The sequence below is a fragment of the Shimia sp. R9_1 genome (genome assembly GCF_017743775.1).
GTDB lineage: Bacteria > Pseudomonadota > Alphaproteobacteria > Rhodobacterales > Rhodobacteraceae > Shimia.
The window spans coordinates 121,072-142,175 of record NZ_JAGHRN010000007.1; the positions used below are offsets into that span (position 1 = coordinate 121,072).

24 protein-coding genes are annotated in these 21,104 nt (G+C 58.8%); all 24 read left to right on the plus strand.

Annotated elements, in window-relative coordinates; translation table 11 throughout:
• The first annotated feature begins 103 nt into the window (after nucleotides 1-103).
• The 24 genes from J7399_RS18845 to J7399_RS18960 all read left to right on the plus strand — a co-directional run bounded on the left by J7399_RS18845 (nucleotide 104) and on the right by J7399_RS18960 (nucleotide 21,103).
• Nucleotides 104-2,059 (plus strand): acetyl/propionyl/methylcrotonyl-CoA carboxylase subunit alpha, encoded by a 1,956-nt coding sequence (locus tag J7399_RS18845; protein WP_209088845.1) that lies wholly within the window; start codon nucleotides 104-106, stop codon nucleotides 2,057-2,059.
• Complete coding sequence (locus J7399_RS18850; protein ID WP_209088848.1) at nucleotides 2,056-2,721, plus strand: glutathione S-transferase family protein; 666 nt, start codon at nucleotides 2,056-2,058, stop codon at nucleotides 2,719-2,721. The genes J7399_RS18845 and J7399_RS18850 overlap by 4 nt, the downstream gene beginning before the upstream one ends.
• A gap of 3 nt (nucleotides 2,722-2,724) precedes the next feature.
• Entirely contained in the window at nucleotides 2,725-3,585 is an 861-nt protein-coding gene (locus tag J7399_RS18855) for a hydroxymethylglutaryl-CoA lyase (protein ID WP_209088851.1), read from the plus strand.
• Between the two features lie 12 nt (nucleotides 3,586-3,597).
• Nucleotides 3,598-4,383: a crotonase/enoyl-CoA hydratase family protein gene (locus J7399_RS18860; protein ID WP_209088854.1), complete on the plus strand. Its 786-nt coding sequence runs from the start codon at nucleotides 3,598-3,600 to the stop codon at nucleotides 4,381-4,383.
• Nucleotides 4,384-4,440: 57 nt separating this feature from the next.
• Entirely contained in the window at nucleotides 4,441-4,953 is a 513-nt protein-coding gene (locus J7399_RS18865) for a hypothetical protein (RefSeq protein WP_209088857.1), read from the plus strand.
• A 346-nt stretch (nucleotides 4,954-5,299) separates the two neighbouring features.
• On the plus strand, nucleotides 5,300-5,665 hold the full coding sequence (locus J7399_RS18870) for an NADH-quinone oxidoreductase subunit A (protein WP_209065345.1): 366 nt from the start codon (nucleotides 5,300-5,302) through the stop codon (nucleotides 5,663-5,665).
• The gene (locus J7399_RS18875) at nucleotides 5,656-6,189 is read left to right on the plus strand and encodes an NADH-quinone oxidoreductase subunit B (RefSeq protein ID WP_209065344.1); all 534 of its coding nucleotides are present in this window, start codon (nucleotides 5,656-5,658) and stop codon (nucleotides 6,187-6,189) included. Before J7399_RS18870 ends, J7399_RS18875 begins: the two co-directional genes overlap by 10 nt.
• Nucleotides 6,186-6,791, plus strand: a complete 606-nt coding sequence (locus J7399_RS18880) for an NADH-quinone oxidoreductase subunit C (RefSeq protein WP_209088860.1) — start codon at nucleotides 6,186-6,188, stop codon at nucleotides 6,789-6,791. Before J7399_RS18875 ends, J7399_RS18880 begins: the two co-directional genes overlap by 4 nt.
• Nucleotides 6,791-8,014: an NADH-quinone oxidoreductase subunit D gene (locus J7399_RS18885; protein ID WP_209065342.1), complete on the plus strand. Its 1,224-nt coding sequence runs from the start codon at nucleotides 6,791-6,793 to the stop codon at nucleotides 8,012-8,014. Before J7399_RS18880 ends, J7399_RS18885 begins: the two co-directional genes overlap by 1 nt.
• Nucleotides 8,011-8,490, plus strand: a complete 480-nt coding sequence (locus J7399_RS18890; protein ID WP_209065341.1) for a hypothetical protein — start codon at nucleotides 8,011-8,013, stop codon at nucleotides 8,488-8,490. The genes J7399_RS18885 and J7399_RS18890 overlap by 4 nt, the downstream gene beginning before the upstream one ends.
• A 1-nt stretch (nucleotide 8,491) precedes the next feature.
• Entirely contained in the window at nucleotides 8,492-9,616 is a 1,125-nt protein-coding gene (gene nuoE, locus J7399_RS18895; RefSeq protein ID WP_209088865.1) for an NADH-quinone oxidoreductase subunit NuoE, read from the plus strand.
• A 3-nt stretch (nucleotides 9,617-9,619) separates the two neighbouring features.
• Nucleotides 9,620-9,844: a DUF5337 domain-containing protein gene (locus tag J7399_RS18900; RefSeq protein WP_209065339.1), complete on the plus strand. Its 225-nt coding sequence runs from the start codon at nucleotides 9,620-9,622 to the stop codon at nucleotides 9,842-9,844.
• Between the two features lie 4 nt (nucleotides 9,845-9,848).
• Nucleotides 9,849-11,147, plus strand: coding sequence for an NADH-quinone oxidoreductase subunit NuoF (nuoF, locus tag J7399_RS18905; protein WP_209088868.1), 1,299 nt, complete (start codon nucleotides 9,849-9,851; stop codon nucleotides 11,145-11,147).
• Between the two features lie 19 nt (nucleotides 11,148-11,166).
• Nucleotides 11,167-11,538, plus strand: coding sequence for a hypothetical protein (locus J7399_RS18910; protein WP_209088871.1), 372 nt, complete (start codon nucleotides 11,167-11,169; stop codon nucleotides 11,536-11,538).
• A 103-nt stretch (nucleotides 11,539-11,641) separates the two neighbouring features.
• Nucleotides 11,642-12,046, plus strand: coding sequence for a DUF5333 domain-containing protein (locus J7399_RS18915; RefSeq protein ID WP_209080072.1), 405 nt, complete (start codon nucleotides 11,642-11,644; stop codon nucleotides 12,044-12,046).
• 3 nt (nucleotides 12,047-12,049) lie between these two features.
• Entirely contained in the window at nucleotides 12,050-14,068 is a 2,019-nt protein-coding gene (gene nuoG, locus J7399_RS18920) for an NADH-quinone oxidoreductase subunit NuoG (RefSeq protein WP_209088875.1), read from the plus strand.
• 7 nt (nucleotides 14,069-14,075) lie between these two features.
• Complete coding sequence (locus J7399_RS18925; protein WP_209088878.1) at nucleotides 14,076-14,492, plus strand: hypothetical protein; 417 nt, start codon at nucleotides 14,076-14,078, stop codon at nucleotides 14,490-14,492.
• A 6-nt stretch (nucleotides 14,493-14,498) separates the two neighbouring features.
• A complete protein-coding gene (gene nuoH, locus J7399_RS18930) occupies nucleotides 14,499-15,539 on the plus strand; it encodes an NADH-quinone oxidoreductase subunit NuoH (protein WP_209088881.1) in 1,041 nt (346 codons plus the stop codon).
• Between the two features lies 1 nt (nucleotide 15,540).
• Complete coding sequence (gene nuoI / locus J7399_RS18935; protein WP_209065332.1) at nucleotides 15,541-16,035, plus strand: NADH-quinone oxidoreductase subunit NuoI; 495 nt, start codon at nucleotides 15,541-15,543, stop codon at nucleotides 16,033-16,035.
• Between the two features lie 17 nt (nucleotides 16,036-16,052).
• Complete coding sequence (locus tag J7399_RS18940; RefSeq protein WP_209065331.1) at nucleotides 16,053-16,460, plus strand: carboxymuconolactone decarboxylase family protein; 408 nt, start codon at nucleotides 16,053-16,055, stop codon at nucleotides 16,458-16,460.
• Nucleotides 16,461-16,462: 2 nt separating this feature from the next.
• Nucleotides 16,463-17,065: an NADH-quinone oxidoreductase subunit J gene (locus tag J7399_RS18945; protein WP_209080216.1), complete on the plus strand. Its 603-nt coding sequence runs from the start codon at nucleotides 16,463-16,465 to the stop codon at nucleotides 17,063-17,065.
• 37 nt (nucleotides 17,066-17,102) lie between these two features.
• Nucleotides 17,103-17,408 (plus strand): NADH-quinone oxidoreductase subunit NuoK, encoded by a 306-nt coding sequence (nuoK, locus tag J7399_RS18950; protein ID WP_209065330.1) that lies wholly within the window; start codon nucleotides 17,103-17,105, stop codon nucleotides 17,406-17,408.
• Nucleotides 17,409-17,414: 6 nt separating this feature from the next.
• Nucleotides 17,415-19,559 (plus strand): NADH-quinone oxidoreductase subunit L, encoded by a 2,145-nt coding sequence (gene nuoL, locus J7399_RS18955; RefSeq protein ID WP_209088884.1) that lies wholly within the window; start codon nucleotides 17,415-17,417, stop codon nucleotides 19,557-19,559.
• Entirely contained in the window at nucleotides 19,559-21,103 is a 1,545-nt protein-coding gene (locus tag J7399_RS18960) for an NADH-quinone oxidoreductase subunit M (protein WP_247742973.1), read from the plus strand. Before nuoL ends, J7399_RS18960 begins: the two co-directional genes overlap by 1 nt.
• Nucleotide 21,104 lies beyond the last annotated feature (1 nt).

Consider the following 21,104-nt stretch of genomic DNA (forward strand, 5'->3'; position numbering starts at 1 on the left):
GTGCAGTCTGAGGCCCACCGCAACAAAATATAAACGGCCTTTCGTGCTTGCGCGCCGCTAAAACGTGAGCAGGAAAGCAACTAAAACAGGTCGGGAGGCCGAGATGTTTGAAAAAATCCTGATTGCCAACCGTGGTGAAATTGCCTGCCGCGTGATGGAAACGGCCCGCGCCATGGGGGTCAAAACCGTCGCGGTCTACTCGGATGCGGATGCGGGTGCCAAACATGTCGCGCTAGCCGATCAGGCGGTGCACATCGGTGGGGCCGCACCGGCAGAAAGCTATCTGAAAGGGGATGTGATCATCGCCGCCGCGCTGGAAACCGGCGCTCAGGGCATTCATCCGGGCTACGGGTTCCTCTCTGAAAATCCCGAATTCGTGGAGGCTGTCGAGGCGGCAGGCCTGACCTTCATCGGCCCCTCTGCTGACGCCATCCGCGCCATGGGGCTCAAAGATGCTGCCAAGGCGCTTATGGAGAAGGCCGATGTGCCTGTGGTGCCGGGCTATCACGGCGCAAATCAGGATCTTGCGTTTCTGGCCGAACAGGCAGATGCCATTGGCTATCCGGTTCTGATTAAGGCGGTCGCGGGCGGTGGCGGCAAAGGCATGCGGCTTGTGGAGAAACCTGCCGAATTTGCGGATGCGCTGGCCAGCGCACAGGGCGAAGCCACCACCGCCTTTGGCAACCCCGATGTGCTGATTGAGAAGTTTGTCACCAGCCCGCGCCACATCGAAGTGCAGGTGTTTGGCGATGGGACATCCGCGGTGCATCTGTTTGAACGCGACTGCTCTTTACAGCGTCGGCACCAGAAGGTGATCGAGGAAGCGCCCGCACCGGGCATGACCGAAGAGATGCGCGCGGCCATGGGTAAAGCGGCGGTGCGCGCGGCTGAGGCGATTGGCTACAAAGGCGCAGGCACCATCGAGTTCATTGTTGATGGCAGCAATGGTCTGCGGCCCGATGGCTTCTGGTTCATGGAAATGAACACCCGCCTTCAGGTCGAACATCCTGTGACCGAAGCGATCACCGGTGTGGATCTTGTGGAATGGCAACTACGCGTGGCCTCTGGGGAACCACTTCCCAAGTCTCAGGACGCATTGACCATCACCGGACATTCGTTTGAGGCGCGCATCTATGCAGAAGATGTGCCCAAAGGCTTCCTGCCCGCCACAGGCACGCTCAGCCATCTGGAGTTCCCCGCGCAGGCGCGTATCGACAGTGGTGTGCGTGCCGGGGACACGATCAGCCCTTGGTATGATCCGATGATTGCGAAGCTTGTCGTGCATGGCCCGACCCGCGACGTGGCACTGAAACAGCTTGAGCGCGCCCTGCGCTGGACCGATGTTGGCGGCACCGTGACCAATGTGAGCTTTCTGGCTCTGCTGGCGGCGCAGCCCGACTTTGTGGCGGGAGATGTGGACACGGGCCTGATTGATCGCAACATCGACACGCTGGCGCAACAACCTGTCGCCTGCACCAAATCCCGCGCCATCGCGGGACTGACGGCCATGGGCCTGCGCCCGTTGGACGGGTCGGCCCCCGCAAACACCTTGGTGCTCTGGTCCCCGCTCACCCATGTGGTCACGCTCACCCATAATGACGAGCGTTTTGATGTGGCGGTGCAGGTGAATGACACCGGCGCCTATTCTGTGCAGATCGGTGAGGCCAGCCACGAGGTCACCTACAAGACCGGCGCTTGGTGGGTCGATGACACCAAAACCCTCGCCCGCACAGCCCGCACCGGTAATGAGCTGACGGTGTTCTGGGGCAATGGCTATCGTTTCACGGTTGTTGATCCACTGGAGCGCGAAGACGAAGCCGCAGCGGGCGGCAATCTCATCGCGGCACCGATGCCGGGCCTTGTGAAGGCGATTTTTGCCGAGGCAGGACAAACCGTGGCGCAGGGCGACCGCTTGGCAATATTGGAGGCCATGAAAATGGAGCACTCCCTGCTCGCACCACGCGATGGCATTGTCGCCGACGTGCTTGTGACAGAAGGCGCGCAGGTGGAAGACGGCTCCGCCTTGATCCTGTTGGAAGAAGAGGAGACCGCAGAATGAGCATCAGATTGCACCATGTTCCATTCTCTCGGTCTTTCCGTGTCCTCTGGATGTTGGAAGAGCTGGGCCTTGAGGCCGAGATCATCGCGCACAGCATCCGCAAAGGCACCATGCGCGCGCCTGAGGTAAGGGCGATCAGCCCCGCCGCCCGCGCCCCCGCCATAGAGATCGACGGGCTGACCATGATCGAAAGCGGTGCCATTCTTGAGTATCTCGCCGAAACCCACCCTGAGGCGGGTCTTGGCGTGGCCGCCGGCGCTCCAGATAGGGCCAAATACCTCCAGCTCATGCATTTTGCCGAAACCCAGGCGGGTTTGATTGAGCACCTCAATATGCAGCATGTGTTCCTGCGTGATCCGGCGCTGATCTCCCCGACGGTCATCAAGCTCAATACCAAACGTCTGCAGGTGACCATGGCGGCGCTGGAGGGCATGTTGGGCGATCATGAGTTCCTTTTGCCCACCGGCTTTGGGGCGGCAGATATCATGATGGGCTTCAATCTCTATTCTGCGCCTTACTATGTGACCCTCTCGGAGTACCCCAAACTTGAAGCCTACCGCGCGCGGCTTGAGGCACGCCCCGCCTATCAGGCGGCCCGGGCCAAAGATGGCGCGCAGGAGTTTTACACACAGGATTTCTACCCGATTCCGGAAGGGGCCTGATCCATGGCGGAATATGTCGAGATCTTTGAGGTCGGCCCGCGCGACGGTCTGCAAAACGAAAAGCGACAGATCCCCACGGCGGAGAAGATCGCGCTGGTGGACTGCCTGAGCGAGGCGGGGTTCAAACGCATCGAGGTCGCGAGTTTTGTCAGCCCCAAATGGGTGCCGCAGATGGCAGACTCCGCGGCCGTGCTCGCGGGCATCACCCGCAAAGCCGGTGTGCGCTATGCGGCCCTGACCCCCAACATGCGCGGCTTTGAGGGCGCAGTTGCGGCGCGCGCGGATGAGATTGCGATCTTTGGCTCGGCCTCTGAAGGGTTTTCCAAGGCCAACATCAACGCAACCATCGCGGAAAGCCTTGAGCGCTTTGCCCCGGTTGTCGCGGCTGCCAAGGAAGCGCAGATTCCCGTGCGCGGCTACATCAGCTGCGTCACTGATTGCCCCTATGACGGTCTGACATCCCCGGCAAAGGTGGCGGAAGTGGCGAAACATCTCAACGATGTGGGATGCTATGAAATCAGCCTTGGTGACACCATTGGACAGGCCACGCCGGAAAGCATCACAGCCATGTTGCTGGCGGTGCTTGAAGAGGTGCCTGCCGCAAAACTGGCGGGCCATTATCATGACACCGCAGGCCGCGCGCTTCTGAATATCGAGGCGTCGCTTGCGCTTGGTCTGCGTGTGTTTGATGCGGCCGTAGGTGGTTTGGGCGGATGCCCCTATGCGCCCGGAGCAGCCGGCAATGTGGCGACCGAGGCGGTCGCGGCGCGGCTTGAAACCCTTGGCTATGAAACCGGTCTCGATCTGGCTGTGGTGTCTCAGGCGGCAGAGATGGCGCGCGCCATGCGTTTGCCCACGGAATAAGGACTGATCTTAATGCGCTTTGAAACGCTCTTGATTGATGTGGATGCACGCGGCGTCGCTACGCTGACGCTCAACCGCCCAGAAAAACACAATGCCATGTCCGGCACCATGATCACCGAACTCAAACAGGCTGCCGAAGCGCTTGGCGCTGATCCTGCGGTGCGCGTGGTTGTGCTGACCGGCGCGGGCAAATCATTTTGTGCGGGCGGTGATCTTGGGTGGATGCAGGCGCAGATGGCTGCTGATGCAAAGACCCGCTTTGTCGAGGCCCGCAAACTGGCGGAGGCCCTTCAGGCGCTCAACACCCTACCAAAGCCCTTGATCGGTCGCCTGCAGGGCAACGCCTTTGGCGGGGGTGTTGGCATGGCGAGTGTCTGTGATGTGGCGATTGGCGCTGACAGCCTGACCATGGGGCTGACCGAAACCAGGCTGGGTCTGATCCCGGCAACCATCGGGCCTTATGTGCTGTCGCGCATGGGGGAGGCGATGGCCCGCCGTGTGTTTATGTCGGCCCGCCTTTTCAAGGCCCCAGAAGTGGTTGCGCTTGGGCTTCTGGCCAAAGCGGTTCCTAGCGATGATCTGGACGCCGCCGTGGAGGCTGAAATTGTCCCGTATCTCTCCTGCGCGCCCGAAGCCGTGGCACGCGCAAAGGCGCTGGCGCGCAAACTTGGACCAACGATTGATGACGCGGTGATCGACCACACAATTTCTGAGCTCGTGGCCTGCTGGGAAGGGGCTGAGGCGCAGGAAGGCATCAAAGCGTTTTTCGCCAAAGAAAAACCGGCTTGGGTGCGCTAGGCTGGCACGGGGTGTAGCTCTCGCTGCACGCTGTCTGGTTCTGGGAGACGCAAGCCGATGCGCTGGATCTTTCTTTTCGTGTGCACCAATTTGCGCCTGCTCTTTGTGGTGAGCCTTTTGGCCAACCTTGCGCTTGGCGTACTCAACTTTGTGGTTCAGCCCATTTGGCGCGCCGCAGCTGTCACCAGCGCGCTGGCGCTTGCCGAAGTGAAATCTGAGGCCGAAGAAAGGCGCGCTGTCGCCAAGGCCCGCTCCAAAGAGAAAGCCAAGGCGCGCCTTCGGCGGGTGGCCGTCGCGGTTCCGGTTGTCGGCTTGGCTGCGGCAACCGCTTTTGAGTATGCGGCATATCAGCGCTGGCAAGCCGAGAACCCGACGCAAACCTTTGATGATTATGCCGCCGCAGTTCTTGCCAGCAGTCAGGAAGTGGCGGGCGAGGTGGCTGGCGAACTCACTGAAGTCTTTCCCGAATGGGCCACGCCAGATGTAAACGCGCTGATGCATGCCATGGAGGCCGGGCTGCAAAATCTGCGCCATTTTGCCGAAGCCGTCCCCACAGAGGCGCCGGAATAAATACGTAAGATCAGAGGGTAAAGCGTGCCAGAATGTCTTGCGCCTCTGTCTGAGGCAATGAACTTGCCGAAGCTGACGAAAACCCTGCGGTATTAACCAATTTTGGAATCAACCCTTTCGGCCACGGTCATTCACGAAGATTCGCGAGGCCACGCTGCAGGCTCTATTCTTTCACAGATGCAGTTTTTTGCCTTAAGCAATTCTTTTTTAATAGGAAACGTGAAATCAACTGACCGTGGGCATGCCATGCAAATTGTTGACCCAGACATGACGCGGCGGTAAACCCACGGAGAGTATTTAAAGCCATCTGACTGCACCAACTCGGCGTGCATGAAAGGAGCTACCATTGGAAGAGATGCTCAGGGAATATTTCCCCATTCTCGTCTTTATGGCCGTAGCGATCGGCCTCGGTCTTGTTTTCATTCTTGCCGCCGTTGTTTTGGCCGTTCGCAGCCCCGACCCCGAAAAAGTCAGCGCCTACGAATGTGGCTTTAACGCCTTTGATGACGCCCGCATGAAATTCGATGTGCGCTTCTATCTGGTTTCGATCCTTTTCATCATCTTCGATCTGGAAATCGCCTTCCTCTTCCCTTGGGCCGTCGCCTTCAAGGATGTGTCGATGATCGGTTTCTGGTCCATGATGGTGTTCCTGGCCGTATTGACCATTGGGTTCGCCTATGAATGGAAAAAAGGAGCGCTGGAATGGGAGTGATGACCGGTTCAAATACCGCTGGAGTTGACCGCGAGGTGGTCACGCAGGCCATCAACACAGAGCTTCAGGACAAGGGCTTTCTGCTCACCAACGCCGAAGACCTGATCAACTGGGGCCGCACAGGCTCCTTGCACTGGATGACCTTTGGTCTGGCCTGCTGCGCGGTTGAGATGATGCACACCTCCATGCCGCGTTACGATGCAGAGCGCTTTGGCATTGCACCACGTGCCTCCCCGCGCCAGTCTGACGTGATGATTGTCGCAGGGACGCTGACCAACAAAATGGCTCCCGCGCTGCGCAAGGTTTATGACCAGATGCCAGAGCCGCGCTATGTGATCTCCATGGGGTCCTGCGCCAACGGCGGCGGCTACTACCACTACAGCTACTCTGTTGTGCGCGGTTGTGACCGCATTGTCCCTGTCGACATCTACGTTCCCGGCTGTCCGCCCACCGCAGAAGCGCTGCTCTATGGTCTGCTTCAGCTGCAACGCAAAATCCGCCGCACGGGGACCATTGAACGATGAGCGAAGCCCTGAATGAACTTGGCGCCCACATCGAGCTGAAGCGCCCCGATTGTGTCCTGAGCTGGCACGTCGCCTTTGACGAGCTCACCATCGACGTGACACCCACCAACATTGTGGAGTTTGTCGATTTCCTGCGCTCCGACGCCACATGCCGTTTCTCCACGCTCGTGGACATCACCGCTGTGGACTACCCGGAGCGTTCCCGCCGTTTTGACGTGGTCTACCACTTCCTGAGCATGTTTCAGAACCAGCGCGTGCGCCTGCGCGTGGCGGCACGTGAGGAGGAGACAGTTCCGTCCATCACCTCCGTGCATCCGTCGGCCAATTGGTTTGAGCGCGAAGTCTTTGACATGTTCGGCATCATCTTCTCCGAGCATCCGGACCTGCGCCGCCTGCTGACCGATTATGGCTTCCGCGGCCATCCGCTGCGCAAGGATTTCCCGACCACCGGCTACACCGAAGTGCGCTACGACGAAGTGCAAAAGCGCGTGGTCTATGAGCCGGTTCAGCTCACGCAGGATTACCGCCAGTTTGATTTCATGTCGCCATGGGAAGGGGCCAACTACATCCTGCCCGGCGATGAGAAGGAGGGCACCTCATGATGGACGGCTCCAAATTTGATGACGGCAGCGTGGATGCGCTGAGCGGCGAACAGAAGATCCGCAACTTCAACATCAACTTCGGCCCGCAACACCCGGCGGCCCACGGCGTGCTGCGTCTGGTGCTGGAGCTCGACGGTGAAATCGTAGAGCGCTGCGACCCCCACGTCGGCCTGTTGCACCGCGGCACCGAAAAGCTGATGGAAAGCCGCACTTACCTGCAGAACCTGCCCTATCTCGACCGCCTCGACTATGTGGCGCCGATGAATCAGGAGCACGCATGGTGTCTGGCGATTGAAAAGCTCACCGGCACCGAAGTGCCACGCCGCGCTCAACTCATTCGCGTGCTGTTCTGCGAAATCGGGCGTGTGCTGAACCACCTGATGAACATCACCACTCAGGCGATGGATGTCGGCGCACTGACCCCGCCGCTCTGGGGTTTTGAAGAGCGCGAAAAGCTCATGGTGTTCTATGAGCGCGCCTGCGGTGCGCGTCTGCACGCCAACTACTTCCGCCCTGGAGGTGTGCATCAGGATCTGCCCGACAAGCTGGTGGATGACATCGAAGAATGGGCCATCGAGTTCCCGCAGGTGATCGCGGATATTGACGAGCTGCTGACCGAAAACCGGATTTTCAAACAGCGCAACGTCGACATCGGCGTCGTGACCGAGCAGGACGTGCTGGATTACGGCATGTCCGGTGTGATGGCGCGCTCTGTGGGCATGGCATGGGATTTGCGCCGCGCGCAGCCTTATGAGTGCTACAACGAGTTTGAATTCCAGATTCCGGTCGGCAAAAACGGCGACTGCTATGACCGCTATCTGATGCGCATGGAAGAGATGCGCCAATCGGTCAGCATCATGCGTCAGGCGATTGTGAAACTGCGCGAAGCTACCGGCGACGTGCTGTCGCGCGGCAAGCTGACCCCGCCCAAACGCGGTGACATGAAAACCTCGATGGAAAGCCTGATCCACCACTTCAAGTTGTACACCGAAGGCTTCCACGTGCCTGCCGGTGAGGTCTACGCCGCTGTCGAAGCGCCCAAAGGCGAATTTGGCGTCTATATGGTGGCGGATGGCACCAACAAACCCTACCGCGCCAAGCTGCGCGCGCCGGGCTATCTGCATCTGCAAGCGATGGATCACATCGCCACCGGCCACCAGCTCGCCGATGTCGCCGCCATCATCGGCACCATGGACATCGTGTTCGGGGAGATTGATCGGTGAATTTGACACAACTACGATCTCTTCTGTTTTTAGCTTTGGGGTTTGCGCTACTACTTGCGGAAGGCATGTGGACCCGCGCGGAAGCGCAACAAATTCAAGTCCCAACGTCGCAGGCCTTCATGCGGTGTGCCCTTAATGAAAGCCAACTAGGAGGGTCTCTGGATTTTTCAGTGGGTGATTTTGGAAGCTGTGATGCGGGGATGAGTTTTCAGAAACCGAACGGGCTCGGTACCTCAGATGTATCCGTGACGACGCTTGGCGCAGGAACAACCAAAGCGGTGTTCAAAATTTTGGAGACGCAAGGCGATCCGCTCTACAAATTTCTGTATGACGTTTGCCCGACGCTCTTTAACGGTATGTACGACCTCATGCAGCCTGGCAGCAAAATGGCTGAGTTGTCTCGAATACCAAACACTGATCTAGTTTTGCTAAATTGCAATATGACCCTTCCGCTTGGCAAAGAGGACGCTGAATAACATGCTCAGACGCCTTCACCACGAACAACCCGAAAGCTTCGCTTTCACCGCTGCCAACCAGATCTGGGCCGAGGCGCAGATCACCAAATATCCGGACGGCCGTCAGGCCTCTGCGGTGATCCCTCTGCTATGGCGTGCGCAGGAACAGGAAGGCTGGCTCACCAAACCCGCAATTGAGGCCGTCGCCGATATGCTTGGCATGGCCTATATGCGCGTGCTTGAGGTCGCGTCCTTTTACTTCATGTTCCAGCTGCAGCCGGTGGGCTCTGTCGCCCACATCCAGATTTGCGGCACCACCTCCTGCATGATCTGCGGCGCAGAAGATCTGATCGCGGTTTGCAAAGAGAAGATCGCGGCCAAGCCGCATGAGCTGTCAGCAGACGGCAAATTCTCTTGGGAAGAGGTCGAATGCCTCGGGGCTTGCACCAACGCACCTATGGCGCAGATTGGCAAAGACTACTTTGAGGATCTGACCGCCGAAGGCTTTGCCCAGATGCTCGATGACATGGCTGCTGGCAATGTTCCGACACCGGGTCCGCAAAATGGGCGCTACGCCGCCGAGCCTCTCTCCGGCCTGACCAGCTTGAAAGACTATGACAGCGGCCAGACGCAGTATAACGCCTCTGTGCAGCTCGCCACCGATATTGGCGATTCCATCAAACGCATCGACGGCACCGAAGTGCCCATTCTGACCCCATGGGTCGGCAAAGACGGTGTGGTTGCCGGACGCGCCGCAGAAGGCCAACCGCCCAAACCGGCGCCAACGCCCAAGCCCGCCGCCAAACAGGCCGAGGAGGCGAAGAAAGCGGATCAGAAAGCTGAGAAAAAAGCGTCCAAGCCCAAGGCCAAAGCCAAGAAAGTAGCCCAGGCGGATGCCGCCGATGATCTCAAACAGCTCAAGGGCGTTGGCCCGGCGCTGGAGAAAAAGCTGCATGATGCCGGCGTGACAACCTTTGCCCAGATCGCGGGCTGGACCGCTGACGACATCGCCGAGATGGATGGCAAACTGTCGTTCAAAGGCCGCATCGACCGCGATGGCTGGGTGGAACAAGCCAAGTTGCTTGCCGAAGGTGGTGAAACAGAATTCTCCAAAAAGGTCGCCAAAGGCGACGTATACGAGGATTAATTCATGGCGGCCCAAACCCAGACCCCTTCGGCAAAAGCCGGGCGCAAGGCCGCGCTCGTGATTGCTGGTACAGGTGTGTACTGGATTTTGGCCATTCTGATCGGCAATTGGCTTGAGCTGTCCCAACGGACACGCGGCCTGCTCGATCTGATTGCTCTGGCGGGGTTTGTTTTCGCCATTGTGATGATCTTCAATATCTGGCGCGCGCGTCAGACAGACGAAAGGTAACGGGATGCTCAAAGATCAGGACCGTATCTTTACGAACCTCTATGGCATGCACGATCGCACGCTCAAAGGCGCGCAGGCGCGCGGCCATTGGGATGGCACTGCCAAGCTGATCCAGCAGGGGCGCGATGCGATCATTGACACCATGAAAGCCTCCGGTCTGCGCGGGCGCGGTGGCGCGGGCTTCCCGACCGGCCTGAAATGGTCCTTTATGCCCAAGGAAAGCGACGGGCGTCCGGCCTATCTGGTGATCAACGCCGATGAATCCGAGCCCGGCACCTGTAAAGACCGCGAAATCATGCGCCATGATCCGCACACGCTGATCGAAGGCGCGCTGATCGCCTCTTTCGCGATGAACGCCCACACCTGCTACATCTATTTGCGCGGCGAATATATTCGGGAACGCGAGGCTCTGCAGGCCGCGATTGACGAAGCTTATGATGCGGGCCTGCTTGGCAAAAACGCCGCTGGTTCCGGCTGGGATTTTGATGTGTTCCTGCATCACGGCGCTGGTGCCTATATCTGCGGTGAAGAGACCGCACTGATCGAAAGCCTTGAGGGCAAGAAAGGCATGCCACGCATGAAACCGCCATTCCCGGCGGGCGCGGGGCTTTATGGTTGCCCAACCACGGTGAACAACGTGGAATCCATCGCGGTGGTGCCTACTATCCTGCGCCGTGGCGCTGAGTGGTTTGCCGGTTTTGGCCGCCCGAACAACGCCGGGACCAAGCTTTTTGCTATATCCGGTCACGTCAACAACCCCTGCGTCGTCGAAGAGGCCATGTCGATCTCCTTTGAGGAGCTGATCGAAAAGCACTGCGGCGGCATTCGCGGCGGGTGGGATAATCTCTTTGCGGTGATCCCGGGCGGCTCCTCCGTGCCTTGTGTGCGCGGTGAAAACATGCGCGACGCGATCATGGATTTTGACTATCTGCGCAACGATCTGGGCTCCGGTCTTGGCACCGCAGCCGTGATCGTGATGGACAAGCAGACCGACATCATCAAGGCGATCTGGCGTCTGTCCAAATTTTACAAACACGAAAGCTGCGGCCAATGCACACCGTGCCGCGAAGGCACCGGCTGGATGATGCGCGTCATGGACCGTCTGGTGCAGGGCAAAGCGGATGTCGAAGAGATCGACATGCTGTGGGATGTGACCAAACAGGTTGAAGGCCACACCATCTGCGCCCTTGGCGATGCGGCCGCATGGCCGATCCAGGGCCTTATCCGCAACTTCCGTGGCGAAATCGAAGACCGCATCAAAGCCAATAAAACCGGCCGTATGGGCGCATTGGCGGCGGAGTAAACGAACAATGGACTTAACTATGAAGACCTTTCTGAAATCACCACGTGCCAAGGTTCTGATGATCCTTGTGGCGGCCACCGCCCTGTCTGGCTGTGGCGAGGCGTTTCGGGACAGTTTCCGCAGCAAGCGCGACCGCGTGACCTTTGACGGGCACAGCTACAAAGCCAAGGCAAACAAAGTGTCGCGGGATACGCGCGATCATTTCTCTGTGACCGTTGCACGCGCCAATCAAAGCCTGCTCGGCGCGCGTCAGGCAGGGGAATATGAGGCGTTCAAATACTGCATCGCAGAATACGGAACGACAAACGTGGATTGGCTGGTTGGCCCAGAGGATGACACCATCATTCCGGTGGACGACAAAATCACGCTGGAAGGGTTCTGTCGCCCTTGATCGGATATCAGACATACGCGGGCTGTTATTGCCTAACAGACCTCTCCGCCGCTCTGTGCAGCTTGGCAAAGGATCGCTTTGCCTGTGCAAAAGGAGTGTGCGCATGAAACGTCTGATGTCCGCTGTTGTCTTGGGAAGTCTTGTTCTCGCGGGAGGGGCCTCGGCCAAACCATCGCTGCGGGATGTGAAAGAGATCTACGAGCCGCTTTACTGGGCGCTGGTTGCTTTTGAGATCGCTGATGTCTGTGACAGCCTCGATGGGCGCAAGCTCAAAGGCGCGACCGACGGCTGGGCGCTTGTCCGCAAAGCGCGCCAGCTGGGCTACACCAACGAGGAAATCCAGTCTTTTCTGGACTCTGACGACGAGAAGGCGCGCATGCGTGCCCGTGGCGAGGCCTATTTCAAACACAAGGGCGCCAGCTACGACAATCCGGAAACTTTCTGTGCGTTGGGGCGCGCCGAAATCGAACGAAACAGCCAGATCGGCGTGTATTTGAGGGCGAAGTAAGCCATGTCTGACCTCCGCAAGATCATCATCGACGACACCGAAGTCGAGGTAGAAAGCGCGATGACCCTGATCCAGGCCTGCGAAGTGGCCGGGATCGAAATACCGCGTTTCTGCTACCACGAGCGCCTGTCGATTGCGGGCAACTGTCGGATGTGCCTTGTGGAGGTTGTTGGCGGCCCACCCAAACCTGCCGCGTCATGCGCCATGCAGGTGCGCGACCTGCGCCCGGGGCCGGAAGGCCAGCCGCCCGTGGTCAAAACCAACTCGCCCATGGTCAAAAAGGCGCGTGAGGGCGTGATGGAGTTCATGCTCATCAACCACCCGCTGGATTGCCCGATCTGCGATCAGGGGGGCGAATGTGACCTTCAGGATCAGGCCATGGCCTACGGCATCAGTGAAAACCGCTTCCGCGAACCCAAACGCGCGGTGGACGATCTGAACCTCGGCCCGCTTGTGGCCACCACAATGACACGTTGTATTTCTTGCACGCGCTGTGTGCGCTTCACCACCGAGGTCGCGGGCATCACCCAGATGGGTCAGACCGGGCGTGGTGAGGATGCGGAAATCACCAGCTATCTGAACGAAACACTGGACAGCAACCTGCAGGGCAACATCATCGATCTCTGCCCGGTCGGCGCGCTGACCTCCAAGCCCTACAGCTTCACAGCCCGCCCGTGGGAACTGACCAAGACAGAAACCATCGACGTGATGGACGCGCTTGGTTCAAACATCCGCGTTGACACAAAGGGGCGCGAAGTGATGCGCATCCTGCCGCGCAACCATGATGGCGTGAACGAAGAGTGGATTTCCGACAAAACCCGCTTTGTCTGGGACGGCCTGCGCCGCCAGCGTCTCGATCAGCCTTACGTGCGCGTGGATGGCAAGCTGAAGCCCGCCACATGGGGGGAGGCCCTGTCCGCCGCCGCCGCCGCGATGAAGGGCAAAAAGGTGGCTGGTCTCATCGGGGATCTGGTGCCGGTTGAGGCGGCTTTCGCCCTGAAGCAACTGGTTCAGAGCCTGGAAGGCAACGTGGAATGCCGCACAGACAACGCGCGCCTGCCCATTGGCAATCGCGGAGCCTATGTGGGCACAGCCACCATCGAAGACATCGAGGATGCCAAGTTCATCCAGCTGATCGGCACCAACCCGCGCGAGGAAGCGCCGGTGCTGAATGCCCGCATCCGCAAAGCTTGGCTCAAGGGCGCGCAGGTGGGCTTGATTGGTCCGGCTGTGGAACTGACCTATGAGTATGCCCATATGGGCTCTGATCGCGCTGCACTGGCCGATTTTGCACAGCATGATTTTGACAAGGTGAAAGACGCGCCGTCGATTGTGATCGTGGGCCAAGGCGCGCTGCGCGAAGCCGACGGTCTGGCTGTGCTGGCCGCCGCGCTTGAGGCCGCAGAGAAATCCAACAGCAAACTGCTGGTCCTGCACAACGCCGCTGCGCGCGTCGGTGCCATGGATGTGGGTGCTGTCACCGAAGGCGGCATGGACGCCGCCATCGACGGTGCGGAGGTGATCTACAATCTGGGCGCGGATGAGGTCGAGATCGACGCCGGTGCCTTTGTGATCTACCAGGGCAGCCACGGCGATCGCGGTGCGCACCGCGCCGATGTGATCCTGCCTGCCGCCGCATACACCGAAGAAAACGGCCTCTTTGTAAACACCGAAGGACGCCCGCAGCTCTCCATGCGCGCCGGTTTTGCGCCCGGTCAGGCCAAGGAAAACTGGGCCATCCTGCGAGCGCTCAGTGCTGAGGTGGACGCGACTTTGCCCTATGACTCGCTGGCGCAATTGCGTCAGGCGCTGATCAAAGAGGTTCCGCATATCGGCAAAATTGATCAGGTTGCGGAAAACGAAGTGGCCGCGATTGACGCGGGGCCCCTTGGCAAGGCGACCTTCCTGCCAGCGGTAAAAGACTTCTATCTGACAAACCCAATTGCCCGCGCCAGCGCGCTGATGGCGGAGCTTTCCGCCACGGCCAAGGCGCGCGGCTCAGAACAGATCGCGGCGGAATAAGCACAGGATGACACGCCTTTCTCTCCATATCACGCTTGCAGCGGCCTGTGTCATCGGGCTTGCGGCCTGTGCCCCGCAATCGGGCACGGATGTGAGCCGTGGGGAGACCGCTTTTGTCCCCGACTATCAGGGGGTGGACACGCGGCTGCTGGAAGGGGATCTGGTGAATTTCCACGTTGCCATGACCGGCGCGCGGGATGCGGATGACGTGCATGATTATGCCGAATGCGCCGCCGCGCAATATACGCTGATCCGTGGCTTTGGCTTTGCCCGCCACGTGCGCACAACAACAGACAATCAGGGCGGACTTTGGAAGGGGGATGCGGTTTACACCATCTCCCCGGCGCTGCCCCGTGGTCTCAAAACGATTGACGCCGAAGTCATCGTCGCGAACTGCGAAGAAAACGGAATACCTACGGTGTGAGGACCCATGACTGATTTCTTTACCACCACATACCTCGGCATCTTCCTCCTGACACTTGGGCAGGTGCTTCTGGTTGTTGTGCCGCTTTTGGTCGCCTTGGCGTTCCTGCTCTATGCGGACCGGAAGATCTGGGCCGCTGTCCAGCTGCGCCGGGGGCCCAACGTGGTGGGCACCTTCGGTCTGCTGCAAAGTTTCGCGGATTTCATCAAATACGCGGTGAAAGAGATCGTCTATCCGGCGGGCGCAGACAAGGCGGTCTTCCTGCTTGCGCCTATGGTCAGCCTTGTGATGGCGCTGATTGCCTGGGCGGTGATCCCTTTTAATGACGGCTGGGTGGTCTCTGACCTCAACGTCGCCATTCTTTACGTCATGGCGATCAGTTCGCTAGAGGTCTACGGCGTCATCATGGGCGGTTGGGCCTCCAACTCCAAATACCCGTTCCTCGGCTCCCTGCGCTCTGCGGCGCAGATGATCTCTTATGAGGTGTCGCTGGGTCTGATCATCATTGGCGTGATCATCACCACCGGCTCCATGAACTTCGGCGACATCGTGAACGCGCAAGACGGCAAATACGGCGCGCTCAGCTGGTATTGGCTGCCGCATTTCCCGATGCTCTTCCTCTTCCTGATCTCGGCCATGGCGGAAACCAACCGCCCGCCGTTTGACCTGCCCGAAGCGGAATCCGAGCTGGTTGCAGGCTATCAGGTAGAATACAGCTCCACGCCGTTCCTGCTGTTCATGATCGGCGAATATGTGGCCATCGTTCTGATGTGTGCCCTCGTGTCGCTGCTGTTCCTCGGCGGCTGGCTCTCCCCGGTGAACTTCCTGCCCGATGGCATCTTCTGGATGTTTGCCAAGATCTGCTTTGTCTTCTTCATTTTCTCGATGGTGAAGGCAATCACCCCGCGCTACCGCTACGACCAGCTGATGCGCATTGGTTGGAAGATCTTCCTGCCGATGTCTCTGGCTTGGGTTGTTCTGGTCGCGTTCCTTGCAAAATTCGAACTCTTCGGCGGCGCTTACGCTCGCTGGGCGATTGGAGGCTGATATGACGGCAATCGACTACAAACGCGCCGCCGGCTACTTCCTGCTGAAGGATTTCATTGGTGGCTTCAAACTTGGCATGAAGTATTTCTTCAAACCCAAAGCCACCGTGAACTATCCGCACGAGAAAGGCCCGTTGTCTCCTCGTTTCCGTGGCGAGCACGCCCTGCGGCGCTATCCAAACGGCGAAGAGCGCTGCATTGCCTGCAAACTCTGCGAAGCGATCTGCCCGGCACAGGCCATCACCATTGATGCGGAACCACGTGACGACGGTTCCCGCCGCACCACCCGCTATGACATCGACATGACCAAATGCATCTACTGCGGCTTCTGTCAGGAAGCCTGCCCGGTGGATGCCATTGTCGAAGGGCCAAACTTCGAATTTGCCACCGAGACCCGCGAAGAGCTGTTTTATGACAAGGAGAAACTCCTTGAGAACGGTGCCCGCTGGGAAGCGGAAATTGCCCGCAACCTCGAAATTGATGCCCCCTATCGCTGAGTGAGGATCACAGGACCATGAGCGACAGCAAAAACCCGTATCAGGCGATGTTCGCCCAGTATCAGGAGATGGCGAAAGCCTTCAATCCGGCGCTGGAGAGCTTCACGCCCAAAGGGTTTGAGGCGCTCTGGCCCACCATGCCCAAGGACGTGATGGAAATGTTCTTTGGCAACACCATCAATCAGGGCGGGCTGGATGCCAAAACCCGCCTTCTGCTGACGCTCGGGGCGCTCACCATGCTGGGCGCGCAGGCGGATGCGCAAATGCGCCTGACGGTCCGCCATCTGGTGGAAGCAGAGGCCACAAAACAAGAAATCGTGGAGACCATCGGCCAGATGTCGATGTTCGCCGGTATTCCCGCCACCACCCGCGCGATGGAAATCGTGCAGGAGGTTCTGGCGGAAAAAGAGGGAAATGACACATGACCATGGCGGCATTAGCTTTCTGGCTGTTTGCGATTTGCGTGATCGCTGGCGGGTTTTTCACCGTCATCAGCCGCAACCCCGTGCATTCGGTGCTTTGGTTGATCCTCGCGTTTCTGAGCTCGGCGGGGCTGTTTGTCCTGCTGGGGGCGGAATTTGTCGCGATGCTCTTGATCATCGTCTACGTCGGCGCGGTCGCGGTGCTCTTCCTTTTTGTGGTGATGATGCTGGATGTGGATTTTGCAGAGCTAAAGGCGGGCATGGCCCAATATATGCCGCTGGCGCTGCTCATCGGTGTGATCCTTTTGATGCAGCTTGGCATGGCTTTCGGGGTTTGGCAGTTCGCCGATGAAGCGCAGGCGCTGCGCGGCGCGGTCACACCGACGGATGCGCATAACACCGAGGCACTGGGTCTGATCCTTTATGATCAGTACTTCCTGCTGTTCCAACTGGCAGGTCTGATCCTGCTTGTGGCGATGATCGGGGCGATTGTCCTGACCCTGCGCCACCGCAAAGACATCAAGCGCCAGAACGTGCTGGAGCAGATGTGGCGGGATCCAGCAGATGCGATGGAATTGAAAGACGTAAAACCGGGGCAGGGGCTTTAAGCCGCGCCAGAAGAGAAAAAGAACCGAGGGACCAAATATGATTGGTTTGGAACATTACCTAGGCGTCGCCGCGACGCTCTTTGTTATCGGCATTTTCGGCCTCTTCCTGAACCGGAAGAACATCATCATCCTTTTGATGTCGATCGAGCTCATCTTGCTGTCAGTCAACATCAACCTGGTCGCTTTCTCGGCCTTTCTGGGGGATCTTGTCGGGCAGGTCTTTGCGCTCTTTGTGATGACAGTCGCCGCAGCTGAGGCCGCCATCGGCTTGGCCATCCTCGTCTCCTTCTTCCGCAACCGTGGCACCATCGCGGTAGAAGACGTCAACGTGATGAAAGGCTAAGCGTTCATGGAAAAGATCATACTCTTTGCGCCACTGATCGGCAGCCTGATCGCAGGCTTCGGCTGGCGCATGATCGGCGAGAAGGCCGCGCAATATCTCACCACAGGCCTGCTCTTTCTGGCCTGTCTGCTCAGCTGGATTGTCTTCCTCGGGCTGGATGCGGAACACGTCAAACAGATCCACATTCTGGATTTCATCCAATCGGGCCATCTGGACACCGCTTGGGCGATCCGCGTTGACCGCCTGACAGCGATCATGCTGATCGTGGTCACCACGGTCTCCGCCCTCGTGCATCTCTATTCCATGGGCTACATGGCGCATGATGACAACTGGAGGCAGGGCGAGCACTACAAGGCGCGTTTCTTTGCCTATCTGTCTTTCTTCACCTTCACCATGCTCATGCTGGTCACCGCCGACAACCTTCTGCAGATGTTCTTTGGCTGGGAAGGTGTGGGTGTCGCCTCCTATCTGCTCATCGGCTTTTACTACAAAAAACCGTCCGCAAACGCGGCGGCGATCAAAGCTTTTGTGGTCAACCGCGTCGGCGATTTTGGCTTCCTTCTGGGCATCTTCGCGATCTTCTTCCTGACCGAGAGCATCAAGTTTGACGACATCTTCGCCGCGGCACCTGTTCTGGCGGAAACACAGCTTGAGTTCCTGTGGCGCGAGTGGAACGCGGCCAACTTGGTGGCCTTCCTGCTGTTCATCGGCGCGATGGGCAAATCGGCGCAATTGTTCCTGCACACCTGGCTGCCGGACGCGATGGAAGGCCCGACCCCGGTGTCCGCTCTGATCCACGCCGCCACCATGGTGACCGCTGGTGTGTTCCTGGTGTCGCGCATGTCACCGTTGGTCGAATATGCGGATGAAACCAAAGCCTTCATCGTGTTCCTCGGCGCAGCCACGGCCTTTGTCGCTGCCACCATTGGTCTCGTGCAAAACGACATCAAACGTGTGATTGCCTATTCCACCATGTCCCAGCTGGGTTACATGTTTGTGGCAGCAGGTGTTGGCGTTTACTCCGCAGCCATGTTCCACCTCTTCACCCACGCCTTCTTTAAGGCGATGCTCTTCTTGGGCGCGGGTTCTGTGATCCACGCGATGCACCACGAGCAGGACATGCGCAACTACGGCGGCCTGCGCAAAAAGATCCCATATACCTACTGGGCCATGATGATCGGCACGCTGGCGATCACCGGCGTCGGCATCCCGCTGACCCACATCGGTTTTGCAGGCTTCCTGTCCAAAGATGCGATTATCGAAAGCGCTTGGGCGGGCACGGCTGGCGGCTTTGCCTTCTGGGCGCTGGTTGTCGCCGCGATGTTCACCAGCTTCTACAGCTGGCGTCTGATCTTCCTCACCTTCTATGGCGAGCCGCGCGGCAACAAGCACACCCATGATCACGCGCATGAAAGCCCGATGGTCATGCTGATCCCGCTTGGCGTTCTGTCGCTCGGCGCGATCTTTGCCGGGATGATCTGGTTCGGCTCCTTCTTTGGCGATCATAACACGGTCAACAAATTCTATGGCGTGCCCGCCCATCATGCAGAGCACAGCGAAGGCCATGGAGACGAAGCCGCCCACGGCGATGATCACGCAGAAGCCAAAGCAGATGATCACGCACATGATGACGGCCACGCTGAGAAACATGGCGATGAAGATCACGCGGCGGTGGCGGCGGCGCATCATGGCGAAGCCCCTCAGGGCGCGATTTTCACCCACCCAAGCAACCATGTGATGGACGAAGCGCACCATGCGCCCAAATGGGTCAAGGTCAGCCCGTTCATCGCGATGGTGATCGGCTTTGTGATGGCCATGTGGTTCTACATCTGGGATCCATCCATGCCCGCCAAAACCGCAGCAAGCCAGCGTCCGCTCTATCTGTTCCTGCTCAACAAATGGTACTTTGACGAGCTTTATGACGCGCTCTTTGTGCGCCCGGCCCGGGCTGTCGGAGCGTTTCTTTGGAAACGCGGCGATGGCGATGTGATTGACGGCGGCATCAACGGTGTGGCCATGGGCATCGTGCCTTGGGTGACCAAAATGGCGGGCCGCGCCCAGTCCGGCTACATCTTCACCTACGCGCTGGCCATGGTGATTGGCATCGTGGCACTGATCACATGGATGACGCTCAGCGGAGGAGCACACTAATGAACGACAGCTTGCTCTCCCTGGTCACGTTCCTGCCGACCTTTGCCGCGCTGATCCTCGTGGTCTTCCTGCGGGGCGAAGACGAAATGGCACGGCGCAACGCCAAACGCGTCGCGCTGTTCGCAACAACCGCCACCTTCGTCATATCGCTCTTCATTCTGGCTGGGTTTGATCCAAGCAACCCGGGGTTCCAGTTCGTGGAACAGCGCGAATGGATCATGGGCATGACCTACAAGATGGGTGTGGACGGCATCTCCGTGCTGTTTGTCATGCTCACCACCTTCATCATGCCGCTGGTGATCTGGGCGTCCTGGGATGTTCAAACCCGCGTCAAAGAATATATGGTTGCCTTCCTGCTGCTGGAGACGCTGATGCTCGGCGTGTTCATGGCGCTGGATCTGGTGCTGTTCTACCTGTTCTTTGAGGCTGGCCTCATTCCGATGTTCCTGATCATCGGGATCTGGGGTGGCAAAAACCGCATCTATGCCTCCTTCAAGTTCTTCCTCTACACTTTCCTCGGCTCGGTGCTGATGCTGGTGGCGATGGTCGGCATGTTTGTTCAGGCAGGCACCACCGACATCCCAACGCTCATGACCCATGAGTTTGCCTCTGAAACCATGAATGTTCTGGGCTTCACCGTGATTGGTGGTGTGCAGACGCTGATGTTCCTGGCCTTCTTTGCCTCTTTCGCGGTGAAGATGCCGATGTGGCCAGTACACACCTGGTTGCCCGATGCCCACGTGCAGGCGCCCACGGCTGGCTCCGTGGTGCTGGCCTCGATCCTGCTGAAGATGGGCGGCTACGGCTTCTTGCGGTTCAGTCTGCCGATGTTCCCCATCGGCTCTGAGGTCATGACCCCGCTGATCCTCTGGATGTCGGCAATTGCGATTGTCTACACCTCGCTGGTCGCGCTGGTGCAGGAAGACATGAAAAAGCTGATCGCCTATTCCTCGGTGGCGCATATGGGCTATGTGACCATGGGCATCTTTGCCGCCAACCAGCAGGGCATCGACGGCGCGATCTTCCAGATGCTGAGCCACGGCTTTATCTCCGGCGCGCTCTTCCTCTGTGTCGGGGTGATCTATGACCGCATGCATACCCGCGAGATCGACGCCTATGGCGGTCTGGTGAACCGCATGCCAACCTATGCGCTGATCTTCATGTTCTTCACCATGGCCAATGTCGGCCTGCCGGGCACCTCCGGCTTTGTCGGGGAATTCCTGACCCTGATGGGTGTGTTCCAGGTCAACACCTGGGTGGCGCTGGTGGCGACAGCCGGTGTGATCTTCTCTGCGGCCTATGCGCTGTGGCTCTACCGCCGCGTGGTCTTTGGCGATCTGATCAAAGAGAGCCTCAAGTCTATCACCGACATGACCCGCCGCGAAAAGATGATCTTTGCACCGCTGGTGGCAATGACCCTCATTCTCGGCGTCTACCCGTCGCTGATCACGGACATCATCGGCCCTTCCGTCGAAAATCTGATTTCCAACTATGACACCGCTCTGGCCCATGGCGCTGCCGCCAGCCAGATGGCATCGCACTAAG